Below are 24361 nucleotides of genomic sequence, written 5' to 3'. Positions count from 1 at the left end.
TCCGCCGATGCAACGGATGCCGGGCGACACCCGGCATCCGCGTCGCCGTCACCCGCGTGTCGTGCGCGATCTGTTGCATCCGCGAACACGCCCGGACGTGCGAACGGACCGGGCGCGCCCTCAGCAGCGCCCGGCCCGTCCGGGTCGATCAGGAGCGACGATCGCCGAAGACGTCCTTCTCCATGGCGTCGTAGCCCTCGCGCTGCGGGTCGCCGTGCAGACCGCCGGAGAGCGCGTACTCCTCCTCGGGAGACAGGACGAGGCGGGTGCGACCGTAGACGGCGAACCCGATGAAGATCACGACGTAGACGATGATGATCGCCACGATCGCGAGCAGGTAGGCCGGGTTGAACAGCAGGCCGACGAACACGATCGCCGCGATGATCGCCGCGGAGTAGGCGCCGAACAGGCCCCACGGGCTCTTGTACGGACGCTCGGCGTTCGGGAACTTCCGACGCAGGATGATGAACGACACCATCTGCAGGAAGTACGCGAGCACCGCGCCCCACACGGCGATGTTCAGGACGATCGCACCGGCCGGGCTGGCGTCGCCGCCGGCAGCCTGCAGGATGACGAGCGCGATGAAGCCCAGAACGGCGCCGAAGGTGAGCGCCACCCACGGCGTCTGGCGCTTGCCCGTGAGGGACAGCCAGCGCGGGTAGTACCCGGCGCGGGACAGCGAGTACATGTTGCGCCCGTAGGCGAACATGATGCCCATGAGCGAGGCCAGCAGGCCGATGAGGGCGAGAAGGGACAGGATCGCGGCGGCCTGATCCGGCAGGAACGCCTTGAAGCCGTCGAGGAGTGGTTCGACCGAGCCGCCCGTCACCTCGGCGCCGAGCACGCCGGTGTTGAGGAACAGCACGATCAGACCCGTGACGATGAGCGTGCCGCGGGCCCAGAGGCCGGCGCGCGGGATGTCACGGGCAGGGTTGTGCGACTCCTCCGCGGCGAGCGGCAGCTCCTCGATGCCGAGGAAGAACCACATCGCGAACGGCAGCGCGAGCAGGACCGCACCGATGCCCTCGGGGAGGAACGTCGATGAGGCGAACGCGTCGGGGTTGGGGGCGATGTCCCACAGGGCGTCCCAGCTGAAGGCTCCCGAGACGAGCGCCATGACGCCGAAGACGACGATGATCCCGATCGAGATGATCGAGACGACGATCGCGAAGCCGAACGAGACGGCGGCACCGGCGGCGTTGAGGGCGATGAACAGCGCGTAGAGGATGACCCACCACAGCCACGGGGGCAGGCTGACGCCGGTCAGCAGCGACAGCGCCGAGTCGGCGTACTGGCCCGAGAAGTACACGACCACCGCGGTCGTGGCGACGTACTCGATCGTCTCGGCGAGGCCGGTCGCCAGGCCGCCCCAGGGGCCCATCGCCGAGCGCGAGAACGAGTAGGCGCCGCCGGTGTGCGGCATCGCGGCCGCCATCTCGCCGATCGAGAAGGTCAGGCCGTAGTACATGAGCACGAGCACAGCGAAGGCGATGAGCATGCCGCCGAATCCGGCGAAGCCGATGCCGAAGTTCCAGCCCGAGAAGTCGCCCGAGATGACGGCGGCGACCGCGAGGCCCCAGAGCCCCCACACACCTGCGGAGCGCTTCAGCGTGCGTTTCTCGAAGTAGCCGTCCTCGGCGCGGGTGTAGCGGACACCGCCGGTGGCGGGGGGAGTGGTGCTCGGATTCGTCATGAGACCTCCTGGCTGCGGTCGGCGCGGCAGGGCGCCGTCGGGTCGGCGCGCTGGCTCACGCCTTGCGGATGAGTGTGGCGTCTATTGGTATGCCGTGTCTACCTTTGGCATGTAGCGTTCTCGTTACAGACCCGACCAGCGCACGACGGAAGGATGACGGATGCCCGGAAATCTGACGGTGGACGAGCTCGCCGACGCGATTGCCAAGGATGAGATCGACACGGTGATCGTCGCCTTCCCCGACGCGCAGGGACGCCTGGTCGGCAAGCGCGTCGCAGGCAGGTTCTGGCTCGACGAGGTCGCCGGCCACGGCGCGGAGGTGTGCGACTACCTGCTCTCGGTGGATGTCGACCTCAACACGATCGACGGGTACGCGATGTCGGGCTGGGACAAGGGCTACGGCGACCTCGTCCTGCGCCCCGATATGGCGACCCTCCGCCGCATCCCGTGGCAGCCGGCCACGGCGCTCGTCATGGCCGACCTCGAATACGTGCGCGGCGGCGCCGTCGCGCAGTCGCCGCGCGGCATCCTGAACGCCCAGCGGCAGCGTCTCGCCGACCGGGGCCTCGTCGCCTACTCCGGCACGGAGCTCGAGTTCATCGTCTTCGACGACTCGTTCCGGGATGCCTGGGCCAAGCGCTACGTCGGACTCCAGGCATCCACCGACTACAACGTCGACTACAACCTGCTCGCCACCACCCGGCTCGAGCCGCTGCTGCGCGACATCCGCCGCGGCATGGAGGGCGCCGGCCTCTATTGCGAGGGCGTCAAGGGCGAGTGCCACGACGGCCAGCAGGAGATCGCGTTCCGCTTCGCGGAGGTGCTCGAGACCGCCGACCAGCACACGATCTACAAGAACGGGGCGAAGGAGATCGCCGACGCGCACGGCAAATCGCTCACCTTCATGGCGAAGTTCGACCAGCGCGAGGGCAACAGCTGCCACATCCACCTCTCCGTGCGCGGCGAGGACGGCGAGGCCGTCATGGCCGGCGACGGTGAGCACGGATTCAGCCCGCTCATGCAGCACTGGATCGCGGGCATCCTCGCCACCCTTCGCGAGTTCACGCTGCTCTACGCGCCGACGATCAACTCGTACAAGCGCTTCGCCAAGGGCTCGTTCGCCCCGACCGGCATCGCGTGGGGCGTCGACAACCGCACGTGCGCACTGCGCGTCGTCGGGAAGGGCTCGTCGCTGCGCGTCGAGAATCGCGTGCCCGGCGGCGACGTGAACCCGTACCTCGCGATCTCGGCGATCATCGCGGGCGGCCTGTACGGCATCGAGAACGAGCTCGAGCTGCCCGCCCCGCTCACCGGCAACGCCTACGACTCCGATGTCGAGCACCTGCCGACGACGCTCCGCGAGGCGGCAGACCTCTTCGAGAAGTCCGAGATCGCCCGGGCCGCCTTCGGTGAGGACGTCGTCGCCCACTACCTGCACCAGGCTCGCGTCGAGGTCCTCGCCTTCGACGCCGCCGTGACCGACTGGGAGCGCATCCGTGGCTTCGAACGCCTCTGACCCGACGGGCGGTCGCCGTCCCGTCATCGGGTTGACCACCTATCTCGAGCGCGCGACGCAGGGAGTCTGGGACGTCCGTGCCAGCTTTCTGCCGCAGCAGTACTTCGACGCCGTGACCGCGTCGGGCGGCGTCGCCGTCCTGCTGCCGCCCCAGCCGTCGGCTCAGGCGGCCGCCGCGGCGGTGCTCGACGGCCTCGACGGGCTCATCCTCACCGGCGGGCTCGACGTCCAGCCCGAGCTGTACGGGGCGCCCCGGCATCCGCTCACCGACCCTGCCCGCGCGGACCGCGACGAGTGGGAGCTCGCCCTCCTTGCGGGAGCCCGCGAGCGCCGCATGCCGGTGTTCGGCATCTGCCGCGGGCTGCAGCTCATCAACGTCGCGTACGGCGGCACGCTTCACCAGCACCTGCCCGAGGCGCTCGGCACCGAGCGGTACAAGATCGGCGGCGGCGTGTTCGCCGAGAACACCGTCGAGGTGGATGCCGAGACCACGCTCGCCGGCCTTGTCGGCGCCGGTCCGTACACGGTGCACAGCTACCACCACCAGGGCATCGATCGTCTCGGCGAAGGACTCGTCGCCACCGCCCGGACGGACGACGGACTCGTGCAGGCCTTCGAGGCGCCCGGCGACGACTACCTCGTCGCGGTGCAATGGCACCCCGAGGAGAACTCCGCCGACCGGCGCCTGTTCCTCGGGCTGGTCGCCGCGGCCGACGCCTACGCCGCCGCGCACCGGGGGGTCGCCGCGTGAGCGTCTTCACCGTCCTGAACCCCGCCACCGGCGCCGCGGTGCGCGACGTCGAACTCGCCTCGGTGGAGGAGACGGATGCCGCGATCGCCCGCGCCGTCCGTGCGCAGCGCGCGTGGGCCGAGCTCGCGCCCGTCGCCCGTGCCGACGCGCTGCGGAACTTCGCGCGCGTCGTCGAGGACCACGTCGAGGAGCTCGCCCAGCTCGAGGTGCTCGAGGCGGGGCATCCGATCTCGTCGGCCCGGTGGGAGGCATCGCACGTCGCGCAGGTGCTCAACTACTACGCGGGTGCGCCGGAACGCCTGATCGGCAGTCAGATCCCCGTCGCCGGGGGTCTCGACGTGACCTATCACGAGCCCTATGGCGTGGTCGGGATCATCGTGCCGTGGAACTTCCCGATGACGATCGCCTCGTGGGGGTTCGCGCCGGCGCTCGCCGCGGGGAATGCCGTCGTCCTGAAGCCGGCCGAGCTCACGCCGCTGACGGCGATGCGCCTCGGCGACCTCGCCCTCGAGGCGGGGCTGCCCGACGGGGTCTTCACCGTCATCCCCGGAGCCGGTCCCGTCGTCGGTGAGCGGTTCGTGACGCATCCCGACGTGCACAAGGTCGTCTTCACCGGATCGACCCGCGTCGGCACGCAGGTCGCCGCGGGATGCGCGCGAGAGCTCAAGCCCGTGACCCTGGAGCTCGGCGGCAAGAGTGCGAACGTCGTCTTCGCCGACGCCGACCTCGAGGCGGCCGCCGCGGCCGTCCCCGGATCGGTGTTCGACAACGCGGGTCAGGACTGCTGCGCCCGCAGCCGTCTGCTCGTCGAGCGCTCCGTCTACGACCGGTTCCTCGAACTCGTCGAACCCGCCGTCGCCGCCTGGCGCGTCGGTGACCCGAACGACGAGGGCACCGAGATGGGACCGCTCATCTCCGCCGCGCAACGCGACCGCGTCGCGTCCTACGTCGACGGCGCGGACGTCGCGTTCCGCGGGTCCGCCCCCGGCGGCGACGGCTTCTGGTTCGCGCCGACCGTCGTCCTCGCCGGACGGGACGACCGCATCGCGAAGGAGGAGGTCTTCGGGCCCGTCGTCGCCGTGCTGCCGTTCGACGACGAGGCCGACGCGATCGCCCTCGCGAACGACACCGTCTACGGGCTCGCCGGCTCGATCTGGACCCGCGACCTGGGGCGCGGTATCCGCGTCTCCCGTGGAGTGCGCAGCGGTGTGCTGTCGGTCAACTCGCACTCGTCGGTCCGGTATGCGACCCCGTTCGGCGGCATGAAGGCCTCGGGCCTCGGCCGCGAACTCGGGCCCGATGCCGCCGAGCACTTCACCCAGACCAAGAACGTCTTCTACGCCACCTCCTGACCGGAAGGACCTCCCGAATGGACCTCACCCAGCGCCTGCGCGACCGCGTCGCCATCATCACCGGCGGTGCCAGCGGCATCGGCCTCGCGACCGCCCGCCGCTTCGCCGCCGAGGGCGCCCGCGTCGTCATCGCCGACCTCGACCCGGTGACCGGCCAGAAGGCCGCCGACGAGGTGGGCGGCGTCTTCCGCCAGGTGAACGTCGCAGACCAGGCATCCGTCGACGCGCTCTTCGACGGCGTCGCCGCCGACCTCGGCTCGGTCGACATCGCCTTCAACAACGCCGGCATCTCGCCCGCCGACGACGACTCGATCGAGACGACCGAGCTGCCCGCGTGGGACAAGGTGCAGGACGTCAACCTCAAGAGCGTCTACCTCTGCTCCCGCGCGGCGCTGCGCCACATGGTGCCGGCGGGCAAGGGCTCGATCATCAACACGGCGTCGTTCGTCGCGCTGCTCGGCTCGGCCACCTCGCAGATCTCGTACACCGCGTCGAAGGGCGGCGTCCTCGCGATGACCCGCGAGCTCGGCGTGCAGTTCGCCCGGCAGGGCATCCGCGTCAACGCGCTCTGCCCGGGACCGGTGAACACGCCGCTGCTGCGGGAGCTGTTCGCCAAGGACCCCGAGCGCGCGCAGCGCCGCCTCGTGCACGTGCCCATGGGGCGCTTCGCCGAGCCCGAGGAGATGGCCGCGGCCGTCGCCTTCCTCGCCTCGGACGACGCCTCGTTCATCACCGCGAACGCCTTCGTCGTCGACGGCGGCATCACGAACGCCTACGTGACTCCGCTGTGACCCGCGCCGCGTCGCCGCCCGACCTCGGCCGCACCGTCTACAGGCCGGTGCGCGGTGGCAACGCGCTCGAGGACACCGTCGCCCGCCTCGTTCAGACCGTGCGGCTCGGCGTCGTCGCGCCGGGGGAGTCCCTTCCCTCCGAGCGCGACCTCGCCGAGCGCTACGGCGTGAGCCGCGACACCGTGCGACAAGCGATCGGCGAGCTCGCCGATGCGGGGTACGTCGTGCGGCGTCGCGGCCGGTACGGCGGCACGTTCGTCGCCGATCTGCTGCCGGTGCCGACCGGTCCCGTCGACGCTGCCGAGCTCGACGACGTCCTCGGCCTGCGGCGCGTGCTCGAGGCGGGTGCGGCGCGCGCCGCGGCCTCGCTGGCGTTGACGGATGCCGCGCGCACCGCGCTCGAGCAGCGGCATCACGCGACCGTCGGAGCCGACGAGGGGGAGTACCGCCGGCTCGACTCGCTGCTGCACCTCGCGATCGCGGAGGCCAGCGGCATCCCGTCGCTGCTGCCTCTGATCGTCGAGAACCGGGCGCGGGTGAACGCGTGGCTCGACACGTTCCCCCTGCTGCCCCGCAACATCGAGCACTCCGACGCGCAGCACGAGCGGATCGTGGCGTCGATCCTCGCCGGCAAGCCCGACGCCGCCGAGGCCGCCGTGCTCGACCACCTCGCCGGATCCGAGGCGCTGCTGCGGGGGTTCTTGGGCTGAGCGGAGGGTGTTCCGCGGCGCTCGTCGCGTTCGCGGATGCGATGGATGCCGGGCGACACCCGGCATCCGCTCGCCGCGGCTGGGCGTGTCGGGTCAGATCCATTGCATCCGTGCACGCGCCGACTGGTGCCGCCGGTGCGGATCTGGTGTGCTGAGCGGTGATGACGCGGGCCGGGATGACGCAGGTGAGGGCGGTGCGACGGCGCGGCGCGGCGGAGGTCGCCGGGTGGGTCGCCGCGCTCGCGCTCGCGCTGGTCGCCGTCGCGGTGGTCGCGTCGACGAGCTCCTGGCTGCTCTACCGCGACGGTGACTCGGTCGTCGTCGCACTGATGGCGGATTCCCTGCGTCGCGGCGATCCGCAGGACTGGGCACTGTCGCCCGTGCTGTTCCTGCCTGAGACCGCGGTGTACGCCGGGCTGTCGCTCTTCGGTTTCGGGACCGCCGCGACCCTCACGCTCAACGCCGTCGTGAACCTGCTCGCCGTGTACGGCGGCATCCGCCTCGTCGCCGGCCGGCGACGCGCAGGTGCCGTGCGGGGAGCGGTGTTCGCGTTCGCGGCGTTCGTCGGACTCATCCTCCTCGAAGGGCCGGCGGGGATGCCGGGGCTCCACCTCGCACTGCTGACCGCGACGACGACGTACTACTCGGCCACGGTCGTCGCCACACTCGTCGTCGCCGGGCTGGTGCGGCGCCTCCTCGACGGCGCTCCGGTGCGGCGGGTGCTCGCGGGGATCGTCGTCGTCGCCGCGGTGTCGACGCTCACGAATCCGCTGTTCGTGGTGTGGTGCGTCCTGCCGGTCGTCGGAATTGTCGGCATCCTCCTGTGCGGTCGTCGCCTCGCGCCGCGGACGGCCTCGTCGGTCGCCGGGGCGGTGCTCATCGGTGCGGCGATCGGCTACCTCGGCCGCGCGCCCTTTGCGGGGAACATCGTCGCCGCGGGCGGCCAGTATCTGAGGCCGGATCAGGCGGATGCCGCGCTGGCGCACGTCGCCGGCGCGATCGGCGGGACCATCGGGCGCTGGGACGGGGTCCTCTGGTCCGTCGCGGTTCTCGCGCTCCTCGTCACCTGCGGCGTGGTCGGGATGCGCGCATGGCGCCGTCGCGATGCGGCGGTCGCTGCGGTGTGCGCGATCGCGGTCGCGGCACCGGTCGCGGCGACGCTCCTGGTCGTCGTCGCCGGGACGGATGCCGATCGGTACCTGCAGCCGTGGGTGTTCCTGCCGATCCTCGTGCTCGCGGTGGCGCCGCCGCCGGTGTCGGTCCCGCGCGCGGTGGGGGTGGCGACGGCCGGCGCGCTCGCACTCGCGGGTGTGGTCGCGGTGCCGCTCGCGGCGGCTGCCGCCGGTCGAGGCGACGCCGATCTCGCCTGTGTCACTCGCTGGGTCGAGCAGTCCGGCCGGACCGGCGCCGGGCAGTTCTGGACCGTGCGCGCGCCGAAGCTCGCACTCGCCGACCCGTCGCAGCTCGTGCAGGTCGACCACACCCTGCGCCCGTACGACTGGCTCGTGAACCGCGGCGAGCGTCTCGGGCCGGTGACGTTCCTCGTCGAGGGCGCCGCCGACGCGCCCTACGAGCTGCCCGCCGGACTGTCGCCCCTCGCCGCGACCCCGGTCGCGTGCGGGCGCTACACGATCCTCGACTTCGGCTCGCATGTGCTGCCGCTGGGGGACCCCCAGAACTGACCCGCGTCAGCGGATGCAACGGATGCCGGGCGACCCGCGGCATCCGCTCGTGTCACGCCGGGGTGTCGGGGCGGATCTGTTGCATCCGCGCACGCACGGCAAGGGTCAGTCGAGCGGGGCGACGTCGACCTGCACGCGCAGGGTCGAGGTCTTGGCCTCCGTGAAGATGATGCCGGTCACGGGGGAGACGTCGCCGTAGTCGCGGCCCCAGGCGACGGTGACGTAGCGGTCGTTCGCCCACTGGTTGTTGGTCGGGTCGATCGCCAGCCACTGGTCGGCCCCGGGCAGCCATACGGCGAGCCAGGCGTGCGACGCGTCCGCGCCGAACACGCGTTCCTTGCCGGGCGGCGGCTGCGTCGCGAGGTATCCCGACACGTACCGGGCGGCCACCCCGTGGGTGCGCAGGCAGGCGAGGGCGACGTGGGCGAAGTCCTGGCAGACGCCGGCGCGTTTGGTCATCGCATCTGCGACCGTGCTCGTCACGGTGGTCGCCGTCTTGTCGTAATCGAAGTCGCGGAAGACCCGCTGCATGAGATCGGTCGCCGCCTCGCCGATGGGCCGGCCCGGGGTGAGCGAATCCGCGCCGTACGCGTACGCCGCCTCATCGTGCGCGGCGCGGGCGGACTCGAGCGCGTACTCGGTCGCCTCGACCGCACCGGGGAGGTCGGGATGCCGCAGCGGCCGCGCGAGCTCCCACGGCTGCGCGAGGGCCTCGGCGTCGTACTCGGGCACCGCGACGGCCACCTCGCTCGTCGCCTCGATCGTCAGCGCCTCGTGCGGGTCGGTCACGTGGAAGTAGGTCGACGAGTTGCCGAACCAGTCGGTGCGCGGCGACACGTCCCCGGGGGCCGGATCCACGGTGACCTCCGCCTCGGCGATCCGCTGCCACGGCAGGTCGCGCGGGCGCAGGTGGAACTGGCCGATGCTGTCCTGCACGGCGTCGCTGTACGTGTACGCGGTGCGGTGCCACACCCGGTACCGGGTCATGCGCGCGCCCCCGTCAGCTCGATGAGCGACAGCTCCGTGATCGAGACGGCGGGTGGACCGGCCTCGAAGTGCAGGTCGGCGATCGCGTCGGACAGCTGCTCGAGCTGCGCGCGGATGCTGTCGAGGCCATCCGCGAGACGCTCGCGACGTCCGCCGACGACGGCGGTCATCTCGAGCACCTCGACCTCGGCGAGCCCCGTCTCGAGCTGGTCGAGCAGTCGTTCGGCCCGTGACGAGCCGGTCGAGGCCGGCAGAGCAGCGAGGTGCTCGCGCAGGGTCTGCAGCGAGAAGGCGAGAGAACGCGGGTTGCCGCGGTCGAGCAGCAGCAGCTCGGCGACGTCGGCCGCCCGCATCGCTCCGCGGTAGCGGCGCCGGTGCGTCACGACGCTCTCGGCCGAGAGCAGCAGCGATTCGAGGACTTCGCGATCGGTGCGCGGACCGCGACTGGCCGACAGCGCCGACGACAGCAGCGTCGTCAGCTGCAGACCGCGTTCGAGGTAGCGACCGGCCTCCATCATGTGCCATCCGGGGTCGCGGATCATGTTCGCCGTCACACCGTAGAGCGACAGCATCGAGGCGAGCATGCGACCGGCGGACTCGGCGGTGCGGTGCGGATGCGGGGCGCCCCGCAGCGCGCGCACGGCACGGTCGATGTTCGAGAAGACCCGCCAGGTGTCACCCGACAGCTGGTCGCGCACCCCCTCCATCGCGTCGCGCAGCCGGGCGATGGAGTGCGCCGCCGAGCCCGGACGGGAGGCGTCGAGCAGCAGCGAGCGGAACTCCGCCTCGGGGTCGGACGCCCGGGTCCCCGCGAGGGTGTCGAGCGCCGCGAGGAGCACCCGCACACTCTCGGCCGCCCGCTCCGCCGTGTGCGCACCGGGCTGATCGAGCGCTGCCTGCGTCGCGATGACCAGCCGCAGCAGGTCCTCCGCGCGCTCCGCGTAACGGCCCGTCCAGAACAGGTCCGAGAGGGCACGCGGTGCGAGGGTCGGGTCGCTCCGTGTCGTCGGCAGGGATGCCACGTCCGCGATCCCCTGATCGGGATCGTTCTCGTCCGACTTCAGGACCCAGACGTCCTTCGTCCGGGGCGCCGCCTCGGGGGCGCTCCGCACCGTCGCCAGGCCACCGACGAGCGGACGGTACGTCGAGCCGAACCGGATCGCGAAACCCCGTAGGGTGACGGGCAGAGCGGATGCCGCGCCCCCGGCATCCCACACCGGAACCTGCGACAGGTGCAGCTTCTCGACGGCCGCGAAGTGGTGGGGATCGCGGTCGATACGGGCGCGGACCCCGGGGTCGGCGGCGTCGAGCGCGCGGCGCGGGTCGTCGATATGGAAGAGCTCGAGGGCGGGATCGCCGGCCTCGAGGCGGCCGACGGCCTCGGCGCGGGCCTCGGCGTCGCCGAGCCACCACGCGGGCACCGAGGGAAGGCGCAGCTGCTCGCCGAGCAGGCGCTCGCACACCGCCGGCAGGTAGGGGAGGAGGGCAGGGTTCTCGAGCACACCGGCGCCCAGCCCGTTGACGACGCGCACGCGCCCGCGGCGCACCGCCTCGGCGAGGCCCGCGACACCGAGCCGCGACCCCGAGCGCAGCTCAAGGGGGTCGCACCACTCGGCGTCGACGCGCCGCAGGATGACGTCGACGCGTTCGCGGGGCGCGCGGGCCGGCCACTGGGCGGGCTTCATCCACACCGCCCCGTCGCGCACGACGAGGTCGCTGCCCTGCACCAGCGGGAAACCGAGCGCATTCGCAAGGAACGCCTGATCGAAGGCTGTTTCGGAGAGCGGGCCGGGGGAGAGGACGACGATGCGCGGCGCAGTGACACCCTCGGGCGCCGCCGCGAGGAGTGCGGCTCGGAGAGCCGCGAAGTACGGGTCCATCCGGTGCAGGGCACCCTGGTCCAGCAGGTCCGGCAGCACCTGGGAGATGACACGTCGGTTCTCGGCGGCGTACCCGAGGCCCGACGGTGCCTGCACGCGGTCCGCGAGCACGTGCCACTCGCCGGCTGCGTCACGCCCGAGGTCGGTCGCCGACAGCAGCAGGTCGGGCGGCGGGGTGTCGTCGGGGCAGCGCGCCATCGCGCGGACGAAGCCGGCGTGGCCGAGGACGACCGCGGCCGGGACGATGCGCTCGCGCAGCACGACCTGCGGTCCGTAGAGGTCGGCGAGGAGCGCGTTCAGGAGCTCGGCGCGCTGCGCGAGCCCGACGTCCAGGCGCGCCCACCCCGCGGCATCCATCACGAACGGCATCGGATCGAGCTGCCACGGCTGCAGCTCCGCACCCGCCCGGGCATAGGAGACACCGTCGTCGGCGAGGAAGCGCGAGATCTCGCCGTCGACCCGGTCGAGCTCCTCGCGGGTCAGCCCGAGCGCGAGTGTCGCGAGGCCCTGCCACGCGGGACGCAGCGTGCCGTCGGCGTCGACGACCTCATCGAACCGCGGCGCCGCCGCGGCGAACGGCAGCGTCGGCTGCGACACGGCCGCGGCATAGTCACGGAGCACACTCACGCAGGTCCCCTTCCGTGTCCAGCGTAGGGGCACGCGCAGGGTCGGTCCGCGCGTTCCCGCCGGTCCGGGCCGAATACAGTGGGATGCATGACGGGATCGGACGCCTCCTTCACCGTGCGACCCGCGCGGACCTCCGACGTCCCCGGCATCCAGGAGCTCCTCGAGCCGTGGGTGCAGCGCCGCATCCTGCTCGGCAAGGAGCGGGTCACGCTGTACGAGACCGTCCAGGAGTTCGTCGTCGCCGAGGCCGGCGACCGGCTCGTCGGATGCGGTGCGCTGCACGTCATGTGGGAGGACCTCGGCGAGATCCGCACGCTCATCGTCGCCGACGACTGGCTGCATCGCGGCGTCGGCGGCGCGGTCGTCGATCTGCTGGAGGAGAACGCACGTGCGCTGGGGCTGCGCCGCCTCTTCTGCCTGACGTTCGAGGTGCCGTTCTTCTCGCGGCGCGGGTTCGCCGAGATCGGTGAGCAGGTGGTCGCCCCCGATGTCTACTCGCAGCTGCTGCGGAGCCCGGACGAGGGTGTCGCGGAGTTCCTCGACCTCGCCCACGTGAAGCCCAACACCCTGGGCAACACCCGGATGCTCAAGCAGTTATAGGCGCGCCGGGCGGGCGCGCGCGAAGGGCGTGCGTACCCTGGACGCGTGAGCAGCCAGACCCCCCGACGCCGGCCGACGCCCGCCGTGTACCGGCGCCGCCGGCTCGCCGTGGTGCTGCTCGCCCTGCTGATCGTCGGCGGAATCGTCGCGGTCGTCGCCTGGCAGCCCTGGCGGGCGTCGGCGGATGCTGCGCGGCAGCCGACGAGCGCCGCACCGGCATCCTCCACCCCCGCGACCAGCGCGGCACCGACCCCGAGCGGTTCCCCCACGCCCGCGGCGACACCGAGCCCGCGCGTCACCTCGTCCGCGGACGGCGACACCGGAGCGCCCGCGGACGACGAGCCCACGCCGGAGGCCTGCACGACCGGCGACGTCACGGTGACCGCCGTCGTCGACAAGAGCTCGTACGGCACCGGAGAGTTGCCGCAGCTGTCCATCCGACTCGTCAACGACACCGAGCTGCCGTGCCTGATCAACGTCGGGACGGCGGCTCAGACCTTCGAGATCACGAGCGGGAGCGACACGTGGTGGCGGTCGACCGACTGTCAGACCGAGCCGAGCGATCAGGTCGTCCAGTTGGATGCCGGCCAGACGGTCACGAGCGCGGCGCCTCTGGTCTGGGATCGCACGCGATCGTCGGTCGACACCTGCGACGACGACCGGCAGAAGGCTCTTCCCGGCTGGTACAACCTCTCGGTCTCGATCGGCGGCATCGGGTCCGTCGAGCCCGCCTCGTTCACCATCAGGTGACGCTCGGAGCCTCCGCTCACGAGACATTCTGAGAGGATTCTCATGTTCTCGCCGGGTGCACCCCTGTCGCCGCTCTGTGGTCGCCGCGTAGCCTGAGGGCAGCTCCCGGCGGCATTCCCCGTTGTCCCCAGCAACGGAGTCACACCGACCCCCAGAGGTGTGGCGATCGGATCCCCCCCCCCGCCGCCGGTGAGTGATGGGCCCTCTCGACTTCTCCAGTCCCCAATGGGGAGTTCGAGGGGGCCCCCTTACGTTCTCACGACAGCGGCGCGAGCCGCCGTAGGCTGAGGGGATGGCCGGGAAGAAGCGCGACAAGAAGCCGCTCGAGTTCCGCAACACGCAACTCGCTGACGCGCTCCAGACGCAGGACATGGCGGCGGTCGCCTTCGCGCTCCGCCACGGCCCCACAGTCGTGCCGCTGCTGCGCCCCGGTGCGCGGGACGACCCTCGCGATGCCGGTGAGGTGTGGACGTACCGCGACCCCGCGACGGGCGACGTCGCGCTGCTGCTCTTCAGCGATGCCGCGAACAAGCCCGCATCCCTCCCGCCCGGTGTCGGCCTGCAGTCCCCGGCGTGGCTCCGGGCCTTCCTCAGCACCCACGGTGAGGAGATCACGACCGTGTTCTTCGACATCGCCGGGCCGCATCCGATGCAGGCCGCCCCGGCCGACCTGATCGCCGCCCTCGAGGCCTGACCGGCTCAGAAGTCGGGGCGATCGTCCGGTCGCGGTGCGTGATGACGCGCACGCTGAGCGAGGGCGTCGCGCAGCGTGCCGGCACCGGCGTCGATGACGGCGCGATACCCCAGGCGGGCGGCTTCGGAGCGTCGCTGGTCGTGCTGCGTCACCCGCCGGATCTCACCCGACAGACTGAGCTCGCCGATCGCTGCGAGCTTCGCGGGGTTCGGTCGCTCGGTGGCGGCGCTCGCGATGGCGAGCGCGATCGCGAGGTCGGCGGCCGGTTCGGTCAGTCGCACGCCGCCCACCGTGGAGACGTAGACGTCCTGGTCGGACAGCTTGATGCCCGCCCGCTTCTCGAGGACGGCGAGCACCATCGCGACGCGGGCGCCGTCGACGCCGCTGACGATGCGGCGGGGATTCGGGGCCGACGTGTGGAGCGTCAGCGCCTGGACCTCGACCGGCAGCGCGCGACGCCCCTCGAGGGCGACCGTCACGCACGTGCCCGGTTCGCTGGGGCGGTTGCTGAGGAACAGCGCGCTCGGGTCGGGGACCTCGGCGATGCCGTCGCCGGCCATGTCGAAGCACCCGACCTCGTCGGTCGCGCCGAAGCGGTTCTTGAGCGCCCGCACGAACCGCAGCGAGGTCTGCCGGTCGCCTTCGAAGTGGCAGACGACATCGACGAGGTGCTCGAGGATGCGCGGTCCCGCGACCTGGCCGTCCTTGGTCACGTGGCCGACGAGCACGACGGGAAGATCGCGTTCCTTCGCGACGCGGATGAGGGTGGACGCCACCTCTCGCACCTGACTCGGCTGACCGGCGGCCCCGTCGATGAGACTCGATGAGACGGTCTGCACCGAGTCGACGATGAGGAGGTCGGGCCGCACGTCGTCGACGTGGCCGAGGGTGGTGGCGAGGTCGGTCTCGCTCGCGAGATAGAGCTCGTCGTGGAGGGCGCCTGTGCGTTCCGCCCGCAGGCGGACCTGGCTCAGCGACTCCTCGGCGCTGACGTAGAGCACGCGCCGCCCGGCGCGGGCGCTCTGCGCGGCGACCTCGAGGAGCAGCGTGGACTTGCCGACGCCCGGCTCGCCCGACAGCAGGATCGCGGCCCCCGGCACGATGCCGCCGCCCAGCACGCGGTCGAACTCGCCGACGCCGCTCGTTCGGCGCGGCGTCTCGCGTGTGTCGATCTGCGTGATCGGACGGGCACTGCGTGTCGGTGTGACGGGGGTGACGGATGCCGTGATCCCGGTCTGCGCCGATGCTTCGACCACGGTGCCCCACTGCTGGCACTCGCCGCACCGGCCGACCCATTTGGCCGTCGTCCATCCGCACTCGGTGCAGCGGAACGCTGCGGTCGGGGCGGGACGTCGTGGAGCCATGCGTTCAGGCTAGCCGCGGCATCCGACATTGATCGGCCCTCCAGAACCTGGTCTGGATTCCCCTCTACAATATGCAATATATTGCGTATCACAGCCGTTACACCCCACATCATCCCGGCTCGCCGGAGCCCTCCAGAGAGAAGAAGGCCATGACCACTGCAGACCGCATCACCAACGTCGTCCTCGTCCACGGCGCATTCGCCGACGGAGCCGGATGGCGCCTCGTCTACGACCTGCTCACCGCACGCGGCTACCGCGTGTCGATCGTGCAGAATCCGCTCACCTCGCTCGACGCGGACGTAGCCGCGACGACCCGCGTTCTCGACCAGCAGGACGGCCCCGTGGTCCTCGTCGGACACTCTTGGGGCGGCACCGTCATCACGCAGGCGGGAACGCACGAGAAGGTCGCCGCACTGGTTTACGTCTCGGCGCTGATCCCCGACGCCGGTGAGACCTCGGCGCAGCAGTACGAGGGCTTCGCGGCCACCCCCGAGTTCGTCATCGACGTGCGCGAGGACGGTTACGGCTTCCTCGCCCGCGACCACTTCCGGGCGGGCTTCGCCGCCGACATCGACGAGGCGGATGCCGCGTTCCTCGCCGACAGCCAGGTGCCGGTCAACATGTCGGTCTTCGGTGAGGCCGTCACCACCGCCGCCTGGCGCGACACGCCGAGCTGGGCCGTCATCGCCACGGAGGACAAGGCGTTCGACCAGGCCATGCTGCAGCACATGGCTTCACGCGTCGGCGCGAAGATCACGAACGTCCCCGGGAGCCACGCGCTGTTCATCTCCCAGGCCGAGACGGTCGCGAACGTCATCGAGGACGCCGCGGCGAGCGCCGGGCGCTGAGACGAGTCGACGACGAGGAGTGGCGACATGAGCCCGTTCGCCGTCCCGCTCTGGGCCGAGTTGCTGGCCGCGGGGCTGGGCGGCGTGCAGGGCGCGGTCCTCGCGGCGGAGCATCGTCATCAGCGCATCGACCTGCTCGGGGTGCTCGTGATCGGGCTGCTCGTCGCTCTCGGCGGCAGTCTGCTGCGCGACGTCGTGCTGAATCAGCCGCCCGTCGTGATCTGGGAGAACTGGTATCTGCTGGTCGCGGCGGCCGGTGCGCTCGTCGGCATGGTCGTGCAGCCGCTCCTGTCGCGTGTGGTGTGGCCGCTCGTGGTCCTCGACGCGATCGTCATGGGCATGTTCGGCGCCATCGGTGCCTCCAAGGCGCTGTCCCTCGGCGTCGGGCCGGTGGGTGCGGTCGTGGTGGGGGTGATCGGCGCCATCGGCGGCGGCATCCTGCGCGACGTCGCCCTGAACCTGCCCTTCTCATTCCTGCAGGTGAGCACGCTGTACGCGGTCGCCGCCGGCGCCGGGATCGTCGTGCTCGTGGTCCTCGACGCCCTCGCGGTGCCGATCCTCATCGCCGGGTTCGTCTGCATCGCCGTCACCACGGCCGTGCGCATCTCGGCGGTCGTGTTCGACTGGACCTTCCCCGAGCAGATCTCGTTCCGCGCGCGCGACGGGCGTGATCCGCTCAGCGCAGGGAGGTCGCGACAGTCCGGAGGGCGTCCGCGGAGCGGTGCAGAAGGGCCAGCTCGCCCTCTGAGAACGAGGTCTCGAGGATCGGCCGGGCACCTGCGCTGCTCACCACGGACGGCACGGAAAGGGCGACCCCGTCGACGCCCTGGAAATGGCTCAGCACCGTCGAGACCGGCATGACGACGTGCTGGTCACCGAGGATGGCCTCGACGATGCGGGCGCTCGAGAGCCCGATCGCGTAGTTCGTCGCGCCCTTCCCCTGGATGACCTTGTACGCAGCATCCCGCACCTCGACGGCGATGGCGTCGAGCTCGTCGGCGGTGAAGCGCGGCTGGCCGTCGGGTGGCTGCCAGTCCAGGATCGGGACGGTGCCGATCGTCGCCCGCGACCAGTGCGGGAACTCCGTGTCGCCGTGCTCGCCGACGATGTACGCGTGGACGCTCGAGGTCGACACCCCGGCGCGCTGGGCCAGCTTCCACCGCAGGCGTGACGTGTCGAGCACCGTCCCCGAGGCGAAGATCCGCTCCGGCGGCAGCCCCGTGACCTCCTGACCGATGACGGTGAGCACGTCGCACGGATTGGTGACGATGACGTAGACGGCGTTGGGTGCGACCTCGAGCAGTTGCGGCAGCATCCGTCGCAGGATGCCGGCGTTGACACCGGCGAGCTCGGTGCGGGTCTGGCCCGGGTTCTGCTTGGCACCGGCGGTGATCACGACGACGTGCGATCCGGCGGCGACGGAGACGTCGGCACCGCCCGAGATGTCACTCGACCCGGTGAACTGGGCGCCGTGGGCGAGGTCGAGGACCTCGGCCTCCACCTTCTCCGCGGCGATGTCGTAGAGGGCGACGTGCCGCGCCGATCCCCGGATCAGGGCGGCGTAGGCGACGCTCGATCCGACGGCCCCCGCGCCGACGACCGTGAGTTTCGAGTTCTCGATGACGCTCATAGGGCCAGTGTGGCAGTCGCTGCTCGGGGGTGGCCCGGATCGGGCCGTGGAAATCAGGCCGGTGGTGCGTCGGTGGGAACGGGCCTGCGGATGCCGAGGAACGACACGACCCCGCCGGCGGCCATGAGGATCGCGGTGACCCACGCCGAGCGGTGGAATCCGTCGAGGTCGAGCGAGCCGCCGATGATGACGGCCAGGATGGCGATGACGACGAGGCCGGCGATGCGGGAGACCGCGTTGTTGGTCGCCGAGGCGATGCCCGAGCGCTCGCCGCCGATCGCGCCGAGGATCGTCGAGGTCAGTGGCGACACCGTGACGCCGAGTCCCAGGCCGAACACGACGAGTCCCGGCAGCACCTGCGTCCAGTAGTCGAAGTCCTCTCCGACGGCGAGGAGCATCAGAGACCCGACCGCCATCACGAGCGGTCCGACGGTCATGAACAGGCGCGGTCCGAACCGGCCCACCCACCCGCCGACCACCGAGCTGAGCGCGATGAGCGCGGCGGTGGTGGGCAGGCTCGCCAGTCCCGCGAGGGTCGCGCTGAGCCCGGCGCCCTGCTGCAGGTAGACGCCGACGACGAAGCCGTTGAGCGTGAGCGCGGCGTAGATGAAGAGGGTCGCGAGGTTGCCGGTCCAGAAGTTCCGCACCCGGAAGATGCCGAGCGGCAGGATGGGCGACGGGACGGTCCGTTGCCGGAGGAGGAACGCGGTGAACATGAGGATGCCGGCGACCAGCGGCATCCAGATCGCCGGATGGCCCCACCCGAGATTCGGCTGCTCGATCAAGGCGAACACCACGCCGCCGAGCCCGAGTGTGCACAGCGCCGCGCTCACGAGGTCGAGGTGCGCGTCGTCGCGGCGGTGGTCGACGTGGCCGAGGCGGGCGAGCAGCACGAAGGTGACGGCGATCGGGATGATCTGCACGAGGAAGGCGAACCGCCACGACAGCAGGTCGACGAAGAGTCCGCCGAGGAGGGGGCCGGCGAGGTTGGCGGCGGTCGTCCACGCCGTCCATTGACCGATCGCCTTCGCCTGGGCGGGGCCGTTCAGGAGGGAGGTGATGAGCGCGAGCGAGCTCGGGACGAGGAAGGCGCCGGCGGCGCCCTGCAACGCCCGCGCGATGATGAGGACGACCGGGTCGGGGGCGAGGCCGACGCCGATCGAGGCGACGCCGAAGCCGATGAGTCCGATGCGCAGAACCAGCACGCGGCCGAAGGCATCGCTCACCGAACCGGCGAAGAGGATGAGGGAGCTCAGGGTGAGGAGGTAGGCATCCACCGTCCACTGCTGCGTCGACAGGCCGCCGCCGAGCTCCTCGCCGATCGCGGGCAGGGCGACGTTGACGACGGTGCCGTCGAGGAAGGCGACTGCCGACGCGAGCGCCGCGATCGCGACGATGAGTCCGAATCGCGGGGTCGTCGTCGGGGCGCTCACAGCCTCACCGTAGACCCGTCCGGGGGAGCACCGTTGCGGCCGAGCCGACGCGAACGGCGCTCATTCCGCCGCCGAGACGACAGTTCGCGTCGGGTGCAGGTCGGTGAGGGGGCCGGCGGGGAGGGTGATCCAGCCCTCACGGCGGGCGCGGTCGGCGTGCGCGGGTGGGAGCGGATGCGTCGCACGAAGCGCGTGCGCCCGGGCGATGAGCGCGGCGGCCACGGCGTCGAACGGGTCGTCCGATGCCTCCATCAGCCCGCGCTGCTCGGCAGAGACGGTGAGCCACGGCGCCGCGGCGAGGAGGTTCGCGGTCGCGGCGACGCGGGCCGCGGCATCCGTCTTGTAGCCGGTCACGTCGATGCGCCAGCTGCGGAGGGCGGCGGCGGGGTAGACCTCGACGAGCCGTCCTGAGGCGCCGGACCGGTCGACGGAGTCGCCGGCGTCGGCGAAGGAGGCGAGGAGGTCGGCGCAGCGCATCGCGGTGAGGCCGAGTCGATCGGTCGAGACGCTGAGCGGCAGTCGCCCGGTGAGGGTCTGGATCACGCGGTCGGTCTCGCGGTAGGCGAGACGCCGGCGTCCGGCGATGCCGCGGAGGTCCGGATGCGGGGCGTCGCCGCGCGCGTGCGCGCTGACGTAGGCGACGAACTCGTCCGGCCATCCGAAGGCGCAATCGATGCCGACCGTCGCGGAATCCCGCGCCAGGCGCACGACGTCGGCATCGTCCGCACCGAGCCGGAGCTCGCAGAGCTCCGCGCCCTCCGCGTGCCACGCGAGGACGGCGACCGCCGTGCGTGCAGGCTGCGCGGCGAGGTCGACTCCCGTGGTGATCACACGCCGACGCTACCCCGGTCGTTCGCCGACGCGCATCGGGTGGCCGCAGACGGCTGTCGACGCGTGCTCTGAGCGACGATCTGCGACGCCTCGGCAGGAGGAGAAGGCGCCGGTTCGCGGCATCCGCTCGCGTGTCGTAAGCTGGACGACGGTGACGTGTCCGAGCGGCCGAAGGTGCAACTCTCGAAAAGTTGTGTAGGGTAACCCCCTACCGTGGGTTCAAATCCCACCGTCACCGCCAGAAAAACCCCCGCGAGTCGGGGGTTTTTCCATTTCCAGGGCGAGTGCCCGCACCGCACATAGGACTTTCCTCAGATCGGTGAATGAGCGGTTAGTGCACCGTTCCTACCGTCGCCTCCGTGGCGCTCTCGGCGCCGAGGAGGAGAGACATGTACCTGACCTATCTGCGGCGCGAGTTGTCGGGGCGCAAGAAGCAGACGGCCATCGTCGCGGCGGGGCTCGCCCTCGCGATCGCACTCGTGATCATCGTCAACTCGCTGGCGGCGGGAGTCCGCGACGCGCAGACCTCGGCGCTGGCGTCGGTCTACGGCGTCGGCACCGATCTGACCGTGACCGGGGCCCAGGCCGAGCCCGGACAGGGAGGCGGCCCGCGGTTCGACTTCGACGAGGACGGCGCGCAGACGGGGGAGGACGGCTCGACGACGCTGAGCCAGTCCCGGCTGATGACCGACTTCCGCCGTGGCACGCTCGACGGCTCCACCGTCGGTACGGTCGCCGACGTCGACGGTGTCTCGGCGGCTGTCGGTGCACTGAGCCTCACCAACACGACCTTCGACGGCGAGCTGCCCCAGGCGCCGTCGGGCGACGGGGCCGAGTCGGGCACGACCGGCGGAGACGCACGCCCGGCACCGGGCGAGGGCGGCGGAGGATTCGGCGGCGGCTCGTTCGGCGTCGACTCGTTCACGGTGCTCGGCGTCTCGACCGACACCACCGGGGTCGGTCCGCTCTCGGCCGTCGAGGTGACCGACGGCCGGGCCCTCGAAGCAGCGGATGCCGGGGCGAAGGTCGCGGTCGTCGACGCCACCTATGCGGCCTCCGAGGAGCTTGCCGTCGGCGACACGATCGACGTCGGCGGCACCGACGTCGAGGTCGTCGGCATCGTGGCATCCACCTCGGCGGATGCCGACACCGCCGCGAACGTCTACCTGCCCCTCGGCACGGCTCAGGAGATCTCGGGAGCCGGCGACGTCGTCTCGACGATCTACGTGCAGGCCGCCTCGGCGGACGCGATCGGCACCGTGCAGTCGTCGCTCGAAGCCGAGCTGCCCGACGCGACCGTGAGCTCTCAGTCCGACCTGGCCTCGTCCGTCTCGTCGTCGCTGTCGAGCGCCAGTACGCTCATCTCGGGGCTGGGGACGTGGGTCTCGGTCATCCTGCTGATCGTCGCGGTCGCGCTCGCCGTGCTCTTCACCATCTCGGGTGTCTCGCGGCGGACGCGGGAGATCGGCACTCTCAAGGCCATCGGCTGGTCCGACCGTCGCGTGGTCGGTCAGGTGGCCGGCGAGTCCGTGGTGCAGGCCGCCATCGGAGGCGTCATCGGTGTGGCGATCGGTCTGTTGGGAGTCCTCGCGATCAACCTCATCTCGCCGACCGTCTCGGTCGCCGCCGAAGCCAGCGCACCCCAGGGCGGAATGGGCGCAGGCCCCGGAGGCATGGGCGGAGGCCCCGGCGGGATGGCCGATCCGGTGACGACAGCGGCATCCGAGTTGACTCTCTCGGCACCCCTCGCGCCGACCATCATCCTGCTCGCGCTCGGACTCGCCCTGGCCGGCGGTCTCGTCGCCGGTGTGTTCGGCGGCTGGCGCGCCTCGCGGCTGCGTCCCGCCGAGGCGCTGAGGGCCGTCGCATGAGCCGCGACCGCACCACCGACACCGCATCCATGCACCTCCTGGGAGATCACATGACCGACACCCTCATCCCCGAGATCAGTTCCACCTCGACGGCGGCCTCGTACCGGCTGACCGGTGTGACGAAGGACTACACCCGCAACGGGCAGAAGGTGCGCGCGCTCGCCGGCGTCGATCTCGCGATCGCGGCCGGGGAGTTCGTCACCATTCAGGGACCGACCGGCGGAGGCAAGTCGACGCTCCTGCAGCTGCTGGGAGCACTCGACAAGCCGACGGCCGGAAGCGTCCAGCTCGGGGACACGGATCTGGCCACGGCGTCGAACGCAGCGCTCGGTGCGGTGCGTGCGAAGGAGATCGGCTTCGTGTTCCAGGGGTTCAACCTCATCCCGACACTGACGGCCGCCGAGAACGTCGACATGGGGCTCGAGCCGCTCGGGATCGCGAAGCCGGATCGGGCCGTGCGCGTCGCGGACGCGCTCGAACGGGTCGGCCTCGCGGAGCGCGCCGATCACCGCCCGGGAGAGCTCTCGGGCGGACAGCAGCAGCGCGTCGCGATCGCGCGTGCCATCGTCAAGCGTCCGCGGGTCCTGCTGGCGGACGAGCCGACCGGCAACCTCGACGAGTCGATGCGTGACGAGATCCTCGAGGTGCTCGGAGGTCTTCACGCCGCCGGTCTGACGCTGGTCGTCGTGACGCACGACTCGGCGGTCGCGGCGCGGGCTCAGCGGCGACTGCGCCTCGCCAAGGGGACGGTCACCGACGTCACGCGCTGACGCCTCAGTAGCCCGCGCGGTCCTCGCCGGCAGCCTGCGACCACCGTGCGGCCAGCGCCTCGGATCCCCGCGCGAGCATCGCGACGTCGGCGCCCACGAGGATGAAGTCGGCGCCCGCGTCGATGTATGCCTGTGCCGCATCGGGATCGAACGCGTTCACGCCGACGGGGACGCCGGCATCCTTCACCGCGGCGAACGCGCGCAGCACGGCGGCGGTGACATCGGGATGCGTCTGCTGGCCGAGCAGGCCGAGGGATGCCGCGAGGTCGCTCGGTCCCACGAAGACGCCGTCCACGCCGTCCACCGTGGCGATCGCCCCGGCGGCGTCGACGCCCTCGGCCGTCTCGACCTGGACGAACAGCGACACGTGGTCGTCGGCGTCGGCGAGGTATCCGTCGACCCGGTTCCAGCGAGCCGACCGGCCGAGGGCCGATCCGACGCCCCGGCGGCCGCGCGGCGGGTAGCGCACCGCTTCGACCGCCGCCTGCGCCTGCGCGGCCGAAGACACCATCGGCACGAGCAGGTTCTGGGCGCCGAGGTCGAGCACCTGCTTGATGACGACCGCGTCGTCGGACGGCACCCGGACGACCGGCGTCACAGGGTACGCGGCGACCGCCTGCAGCTGCGCGAGCACGGATTCGAGGCCGTTCGGGGCGTGCTCCATGTCGATGAGCACCCAGTCCAGGCCGGCACCGGCGCAGATCTCGGCGACGAGCGGCGAGCCGGTGCACACCCACATCCCCGCCAGCGGACGGTCGGCGTCTGCGAGCGCGGCGCGGAGGGTCGGGGTCAGACGAAGCGGCATGTGATCTCCCCCATCGGGCCGTACTCGCACCGTACCTCGTCGCCCGCGGCCACCCACATCGGACGGGTGAAGGAGCCCGCCAGGATGATCTCGCCGGCCTCCAGGCGGGCGCCGTGCTGGGCGAATTTGTTGGCGAGCCACGCGACGCCCGTCGCAGGATGGCCCAGGACGCCCGCGGCGACGCCGGTCTCCTCGATCTCGCCGTTGCGCGAGAGCACGCCGGGCACCCAGCGCAGGTCGATCTCGTCGGGACGCTTGTGCACGTCGCCCAGGACCATCGCGCCGTAGGCCGCGTTGTCCGAGATCGTGTCGACGATCGTGCGGCCCTCGAGCTCGATGTGCGAGTTGAGCACCTCGAGCGCCGGGACCGCGTAGTCGATAGCGGCCAATGCGTCCTCGAGCGTGCAGCCCGGCCCTTCGAGGGACTCGCGCAGCACGAACGCGAGCTCGACCTCGACGCGCACGTTCGAGAACCGGGAGGCGTCGATCTCGTCGCCGGAGCGGTAGACCGTGTCGTCGAACATCACGCCGTAGTCCGGTTCGGTGATACCCGTCGCCTGCTGCATCGCCTTGCTCGTGAGGCCGATCTTGCGGCCCACGAGCCGGCGCCCCGCGGCGATGTTGCGGTCGCGCCAGACGCCCTGGATCGCATAGGAGTCCTCGACGGTGGCATCGGGGTACCGCGCCGTGATGCGCGGGATGACGCCGTTCGTCCGCTCGGCCTCGGCCAGCTCGGCCGCGATGTCGGCGATGGTCTCGGGAGGCAGCATCCGATC

Annotated in this window: 21 protein-coding genes, 1 tRNA gene and 1 pseudogene; 14 read left to right on the top strand and 9 right to left on the bottom strand. The window is 71.5% G+C overall.

What is annotated here, in order from left to right; genetic code table 11:
- Positions 1 to 148: 148 nt before the first annotated feature.
- Complete coding sequence (locus AB0259_RS08805) at positions 149 to 1693, bottom strand: amino acid permease (RefSeq protein ID WP_251577919.1); 1545 nt, start codon at positions 1691 to 1693, stop codon at positions 149 to 151.
- A gap of 160 nt (positions 1694 to 1853) precedes the next feature.
- Here AB0259_RS08805 and AB0259_RS08800 point away from each other — a divergent pair, with 160 nt between their 5' ends.
- The 6 genes from AB0259_RS08800 (at position 1854) to AB0259_RS08775 (ending at position 8495) form a co-directional block, all read left to right on the top strand.
- Positions 1854 to 3209: a glutamine synthetase family protein gene (locus AB0259_RS08800; RefSeq protein ID WP_366222231.1), complete on the top strand. Its 1356-nt coding sequence runs from the start codon at positions 1854 to 1856 to the stop codon at positions 3207 to 3209.
- Positions 3190 to 3960 (top strand): gamma-glutamyl-gamma-aminobutyrate hydrolase family protein, encoded by a 771-nt coding sequence (locus tag AB0259_RS08795; protein ID WP_366222233.1) that lies wholly within the window; start codon positions 3190 to 3192, stop codon positions 3958 to 3960. The genes AB0259_RS08800 and AB0259_RS08795 overlap by 20 nt, the downstream gene beginning before the upstream one ends.
- The gene (locus tag AB0259_RS08790; RefSeq protein WP_366222235.1) at positions 3957 to 5312 is read left to right on the top strand and encodes an aldehyde dehydrogenase family protein; all 1356 of its coding nucleotides are present in this window, start codon (positions 3957 to 3959) and stop codon (positions 5310 to 5312) included. Before AB0259_RS08795 ends, AB0259_RS08790 begins: the two co-directional genes overlap by 4 nt.
- 17 nt (positions 5313 to 5329) lie before the next feature.
- Positions 5330 to 6103: a 3-oxoacyl-ACP reductase gene (locus AB0259_RS08785; protein ID WP_366222237.1), complete on the top strand. Its 774-nt coding sequence runs from the start codon at positions 5330 to 5332 to the stop codon at positions 6101 to 6103.
- Positions 6100 to 6813 (top strand): GntR family transcriptional regulator, encoded by a 714-nt coding sequence (locus tag AB0259_RS08780; protein WP_366222239.1) that lies wholly within the window; start codon positions 6100 to 6102, stop codon positions 6811 to 6813. Before AB0259_RS08785 ends, AB0259_RS08780 begins: the two co-directional genes overlap by 4 nt.
- A gap of 176 nt (positions 6814 to 6989) precedes the next feature.
- Positions 6990 to 8495, top strand: coding sequence for a hypothetical protein (locus AB0259_RS08775; protein ID WP_366222241.1), 1506 nt, complete (start codon positions 6990 to 6992; stop codon positions 8493 to 8495).
- Positions 8496 to 8600: 105 nt separating this feature from the next.
- Here the strand turns inward: AB0259_RS08775 and AB0259_RS08770 are convergent, their stop codons facing one another.
- Both AB0259_RS08770 and AB0259_RS08765 read right to left on the bottom strand, forming a co-directional pair.
- On the bottom strand, positions 8601 to 9482 hold the full coding sequence (locus tag AB0259_RS08770; protein ID WP_366222243.1) for a transglutaminase family protein: 882 nt from the start codon (positions 9480 to 9482) through the stop codon (positions 8601 to 8603).
- Complete coding sequence (locus AB0259_RS08765; protein WP_366222245.1) at positions 9479 to 11989, bottom strand: circularly permuted type 2 ATP-grasp protein; 2511 nt, start codon at positions 11987 to 11989, stop codon at positions 9479 to 9481. Before AB0259_RS08765 ends, AB0259_RS08770 begins: the two co-directional genes overlap by 4 nt.
- 87 nt (positions 11990 to 12076) lie before the next feature.
- Here AB0259_RS08765 and AB0259_RS08760 point away from each other — a divergent pair, with 87 nt between their 5' ends.
- The 3 genes from AB0259_RS08760 to AB0259_RS08750 all read left to right on the top strand — a co-directional run bounded on the left by AB0259_RS08760 (position 12077) and on the right by AB0259_RS08750 (position 14033).
- Positions 12077 to 12589, top strand: coding sequence for an amino-acid N-acetyltransferase (locus AB0259_RS08760; protein ID WP_366222247.1), 513 nt, complete (start codon positions 12077 to 12079; stop codon positions 12587 to 12589).
- 45 nt (positions 12590 to 12634) lie between these two features.
- Positions 12635 to 13339, top strand: a complete 705-nt coding sequence (locus AB0259_RS08755) for a hypothetical protein (RefSeq protein ID WP_251577939.1) — start codon at positions 12635 to 12637, stop codon at positions 13337 to 13339.
- 292 nt (positions 13340 to 13631) lie between these two features.
- Entirely contained in the window at positions 13632 to 14033 is a 402-nt protein-coding gene (locus tag AB0259_RS08750) for a dehydrogenase (protein ID WP_251577941.1), read from the top strand.
- A gap of 5 nt (positions 14034 to 14038) precedes the next feature.
- On the opposite strand, the gene radA is transcribed toward AB0259_RS08750, so the two are convergent.
- Positions 14039 to 15397 (bottom strand): DNA repair protein RadA, encoded by a 1359-nt coding sequence (gene radA, locus AB0259_RS08745; RefSeq protein ID WP_366222250.1) that lies wholly within the window; start codon positions 15395 to 15397, stop codon positions 14039 to 14041.
- A gap of 149 nt (positions 15398 to 15546) precedes the next feature.
- Here radA and AB0259_RS08740 point away from each other — a divergent pair, with 149 nt between their 5' ends.
- A complete protein-coding gene (locus AB0259_RS08740; protein WP_366222252.1) occupies positions 15547 to 16245 on the top strand; it encodes an alpha/beta hydrolase in 699 nt (232 codons plus the stop codon).
- Between the two features lie 27 nt (positions 16246 to 16272).
- Positions 16273 to 16770 (top strand): annotated as a pseudogene (locus AB0259_RS08735) (TRIC cation channel family protein); the annotation flags it as partial.
- Between the two features lie 151 nt (positions 16771 to 16921).
- Here the strand turns inward: AB0259_RS08735 and AB0259_RS08730 are convergent.
- Genes AB0259_RS08730 through AB0259_RS08720 form a run of 3 tightly spaced genes read right to left on the bottom strand, consistent with a single transcriptional unit; the run spans position 16922 to position 20139 of the window.
- On the bottom strand, positions 16922 to 17875 hold the full coding sequence (locus tag AB0259_RS08730) for an L-lactate dehydrogenase (protein WP_366222254.1): 954 nt from the start codon (positions 17873 to 17875) through the stop codon (positions 16922 to 16924).
- A gap of 53 nt (positions 17876 to 17928) precedes the next feature.
- Positions 17929 to 19308 carry an MFS transporter gene (locus tag AB0259_RS08725; RefSeq protein WP_366222256.1) on the bottom strand — a complete coding sequence of 460 codons (1380 nt, stop codon included), beginning with the start codon at positions 19306 to 19308 and terminating at the stop codon, positions 17929 to 17931.
- 60 nt (positions 19309 to 19368) lie between these two features.
- Complete coding sequence (locus AB0259_RS08720; protein ID WP_366222262.1) at positions 19369 to 20139, bottom strand: DUF429 domain-containing protein; 771 nt, start codon at positions 20137 to 20139, stop codon at positions 19369 to 19371.
- Between the two features lie 150 nt (positions 20140 to 20289).
- Here AB0259_RS08720 and AB0259_RS08715 point away from each other — a divergent pair.
- The 3 genes from AB0259_RS08715 to AB0259_RS08705 all read left to right on the top strand — a co-directional run bounded on the left by AB0259_RS08715 (position 20290) and on the right by AB0259_RS08705 (position 22780).
- Positions 20290 to 20380, top strand: a tRNA-Ser gene (locus tag AB0259_RS08715).
- Between the two features lie 148 nt (positions 20381 to 20528).
- Complete coding sequence (locus AB0259_RS08710) at positions 20529 to 22010, top strand: ABC transporter permease (protein ID WP_366222264.1); 1482 nt, start codon at positions 20529 to 20531, stop codon at positions 22008 to 22010.
- A 50-nt stretch (positions 22011 to 22060) separates the two neighbouring features.
- Positions 22061 to 22780: an ABC transporter ATP-binding protein gene (locus AB0259_RS08705; protein ID WP_251578979.1), complete on the top strand. Its 720-nt coding sequence runs from the start codon at positions 22061 to 22063 to the stop codon at positions 22778 to 22780.
- 4 nt (positions 22781 to 22784) lie between these two features.
- Here the strand turns inward: AB0259_RS08705 and AB0259_RS08700 are convergent, their stop codons facing one another.
- Complete coding sequence (locus AB0259_RS08700) at positions 22785 to 23585, bottom strand: HpcH/HpaI aldolase/citrate lyase family protein (RefSeq protein ID WP_366222266.1); 801 nt, start codon at positions 23583 to 23585, stop codon at positions 22785 to 22787.
- Positions 23570 to 24355, bottom strand: a complete 786-nt coding sequence (locus tag AB0259_RS08695; RefSeq protein ID WP_366222268.1) for a fumarylacetoacetate hydrolase family protein — start codon at positions 24353 to 24355, stop codon at positions 23570 to 23572. Before AB0259_RS08695 ends, AB0259_RS08700 begins: the two co-directional genes overlap by 16 nt.
- Positions 24356 to 24361: the final 6 nt, after the last annotated feature.

The organism is Microbacterium sp. NPDC080005 (assembly GCF_040702445.1).
Taxonomy (GTDB): Bacteria; Actinomycetota; Actinomycetes; order Actinomycetales; family Microbacteriaceae; genus Microbacterium; species Microbacterium oleivorans_D.
The sequence above is the reverse complement of the archived record's forward strand: the minus strand, read 5'-3'. Positions and strand labels throughout refer to the sequence as shown.

Bases quoted from the DNA above. Each gene is read 5' to 3' on its own strand.
- AB0259_RS08805 (WP_251577919.1), bottom strand. From the start codon at position 1,693: ATGACGAATCCGAGCACCACTCCCCCCGCCACCGGCGGTGTCCGCTAC.
- AB0259_RS08800 (WP_366222231.1), top strand. From the start codon at position 1,854: ATGCCCGGAAATCTGACGGTGGACGAGCTCGCCGACGCGATTGCCAAG.
- AB0259_RS08785 (WP_366222237.1), top strand. From the start codon at position 5,330: ATGGACCTCACCCAGCGCCTGCGCGACCGCGTCGCCATCATCACCGGC.
- AB0259_RS08775 (WP_366222241.1), top strand. From the start codon at position 6,990: ATGACGCAGGTGAGGGCGGTGCGACGGCGCGGCGCGGCGGAGGTCGCC.
- AB0259_RS08770 (WP_366222243.1), bottom strand. From the start codon at position 9,482: ATGACCCGGTACCGGGTGTGGCACCGCACCGCGTACACGTACAGCGAC.
- AB0259_RS08760 (WP_366222247.1), top strand. From the start codon at position 12,077: ATGACGGGATCGGACGCCTCCTTCACCGTGCGACCCGCGCGGACCTCC.
- AB0259_RS08750 (WP_251577941.1), top strand. From the start codon at position 13,632: ATGGCCGGGAAGAAGCGCGACAAGAAGCCGCTCGAGTTCCGCAACACG.
- radA (WP_366222250.1), bottom strand. From the start codon at position 15,397: ATGGCTCCACGACGTCCCGCCCCGACCGCAGCGTTCCGCTGCACCGAG.
- AB0259_RS08740 (WP_366222252.1), top strand. From the start codon at position 15,547: ATGACCACTGCAGACCGCATCACCAACGTCGTCCTCGTCCACGGCGCA.
- AB0259_RS08730 (WP_366222254.1), bottom strand. From the start codon at position 17,875: ATGAGCGTCATCGAGAACTCGAAACTCACGGTCGTCGGCGCGGGGGCC.
- AB0259_RS08710 (WP_366222264.1), top strand. From the start codon at position 20,529: ATGTACCTGACCTATCTGCGGCGCGAGTTGTCGGGGCGCAAGAAGCAG.
- AB0259_RS08705 (WP_251578979.1), top strand. From the start codon at position 22,061: ATGACCGACACCCTCATCCCCGAGATCAGTTCCACCTCGACGGCGGCC.
- AB0259_RS08700 (WP_366222266.1), bottom strand. From the start codon at position 23,585: ATGCCGCTTCGTCTGACCCCGACCCTCCGCGCCGCGCTCGCAGACGCC.
- AB0259_RS08695 (WP_366222268.1), bottom strand. From the start codon at position 24,355: ATGCTGCCTCCCGAGACCATCGCCGACATCGCGGCCGAGCTGGCCGAG.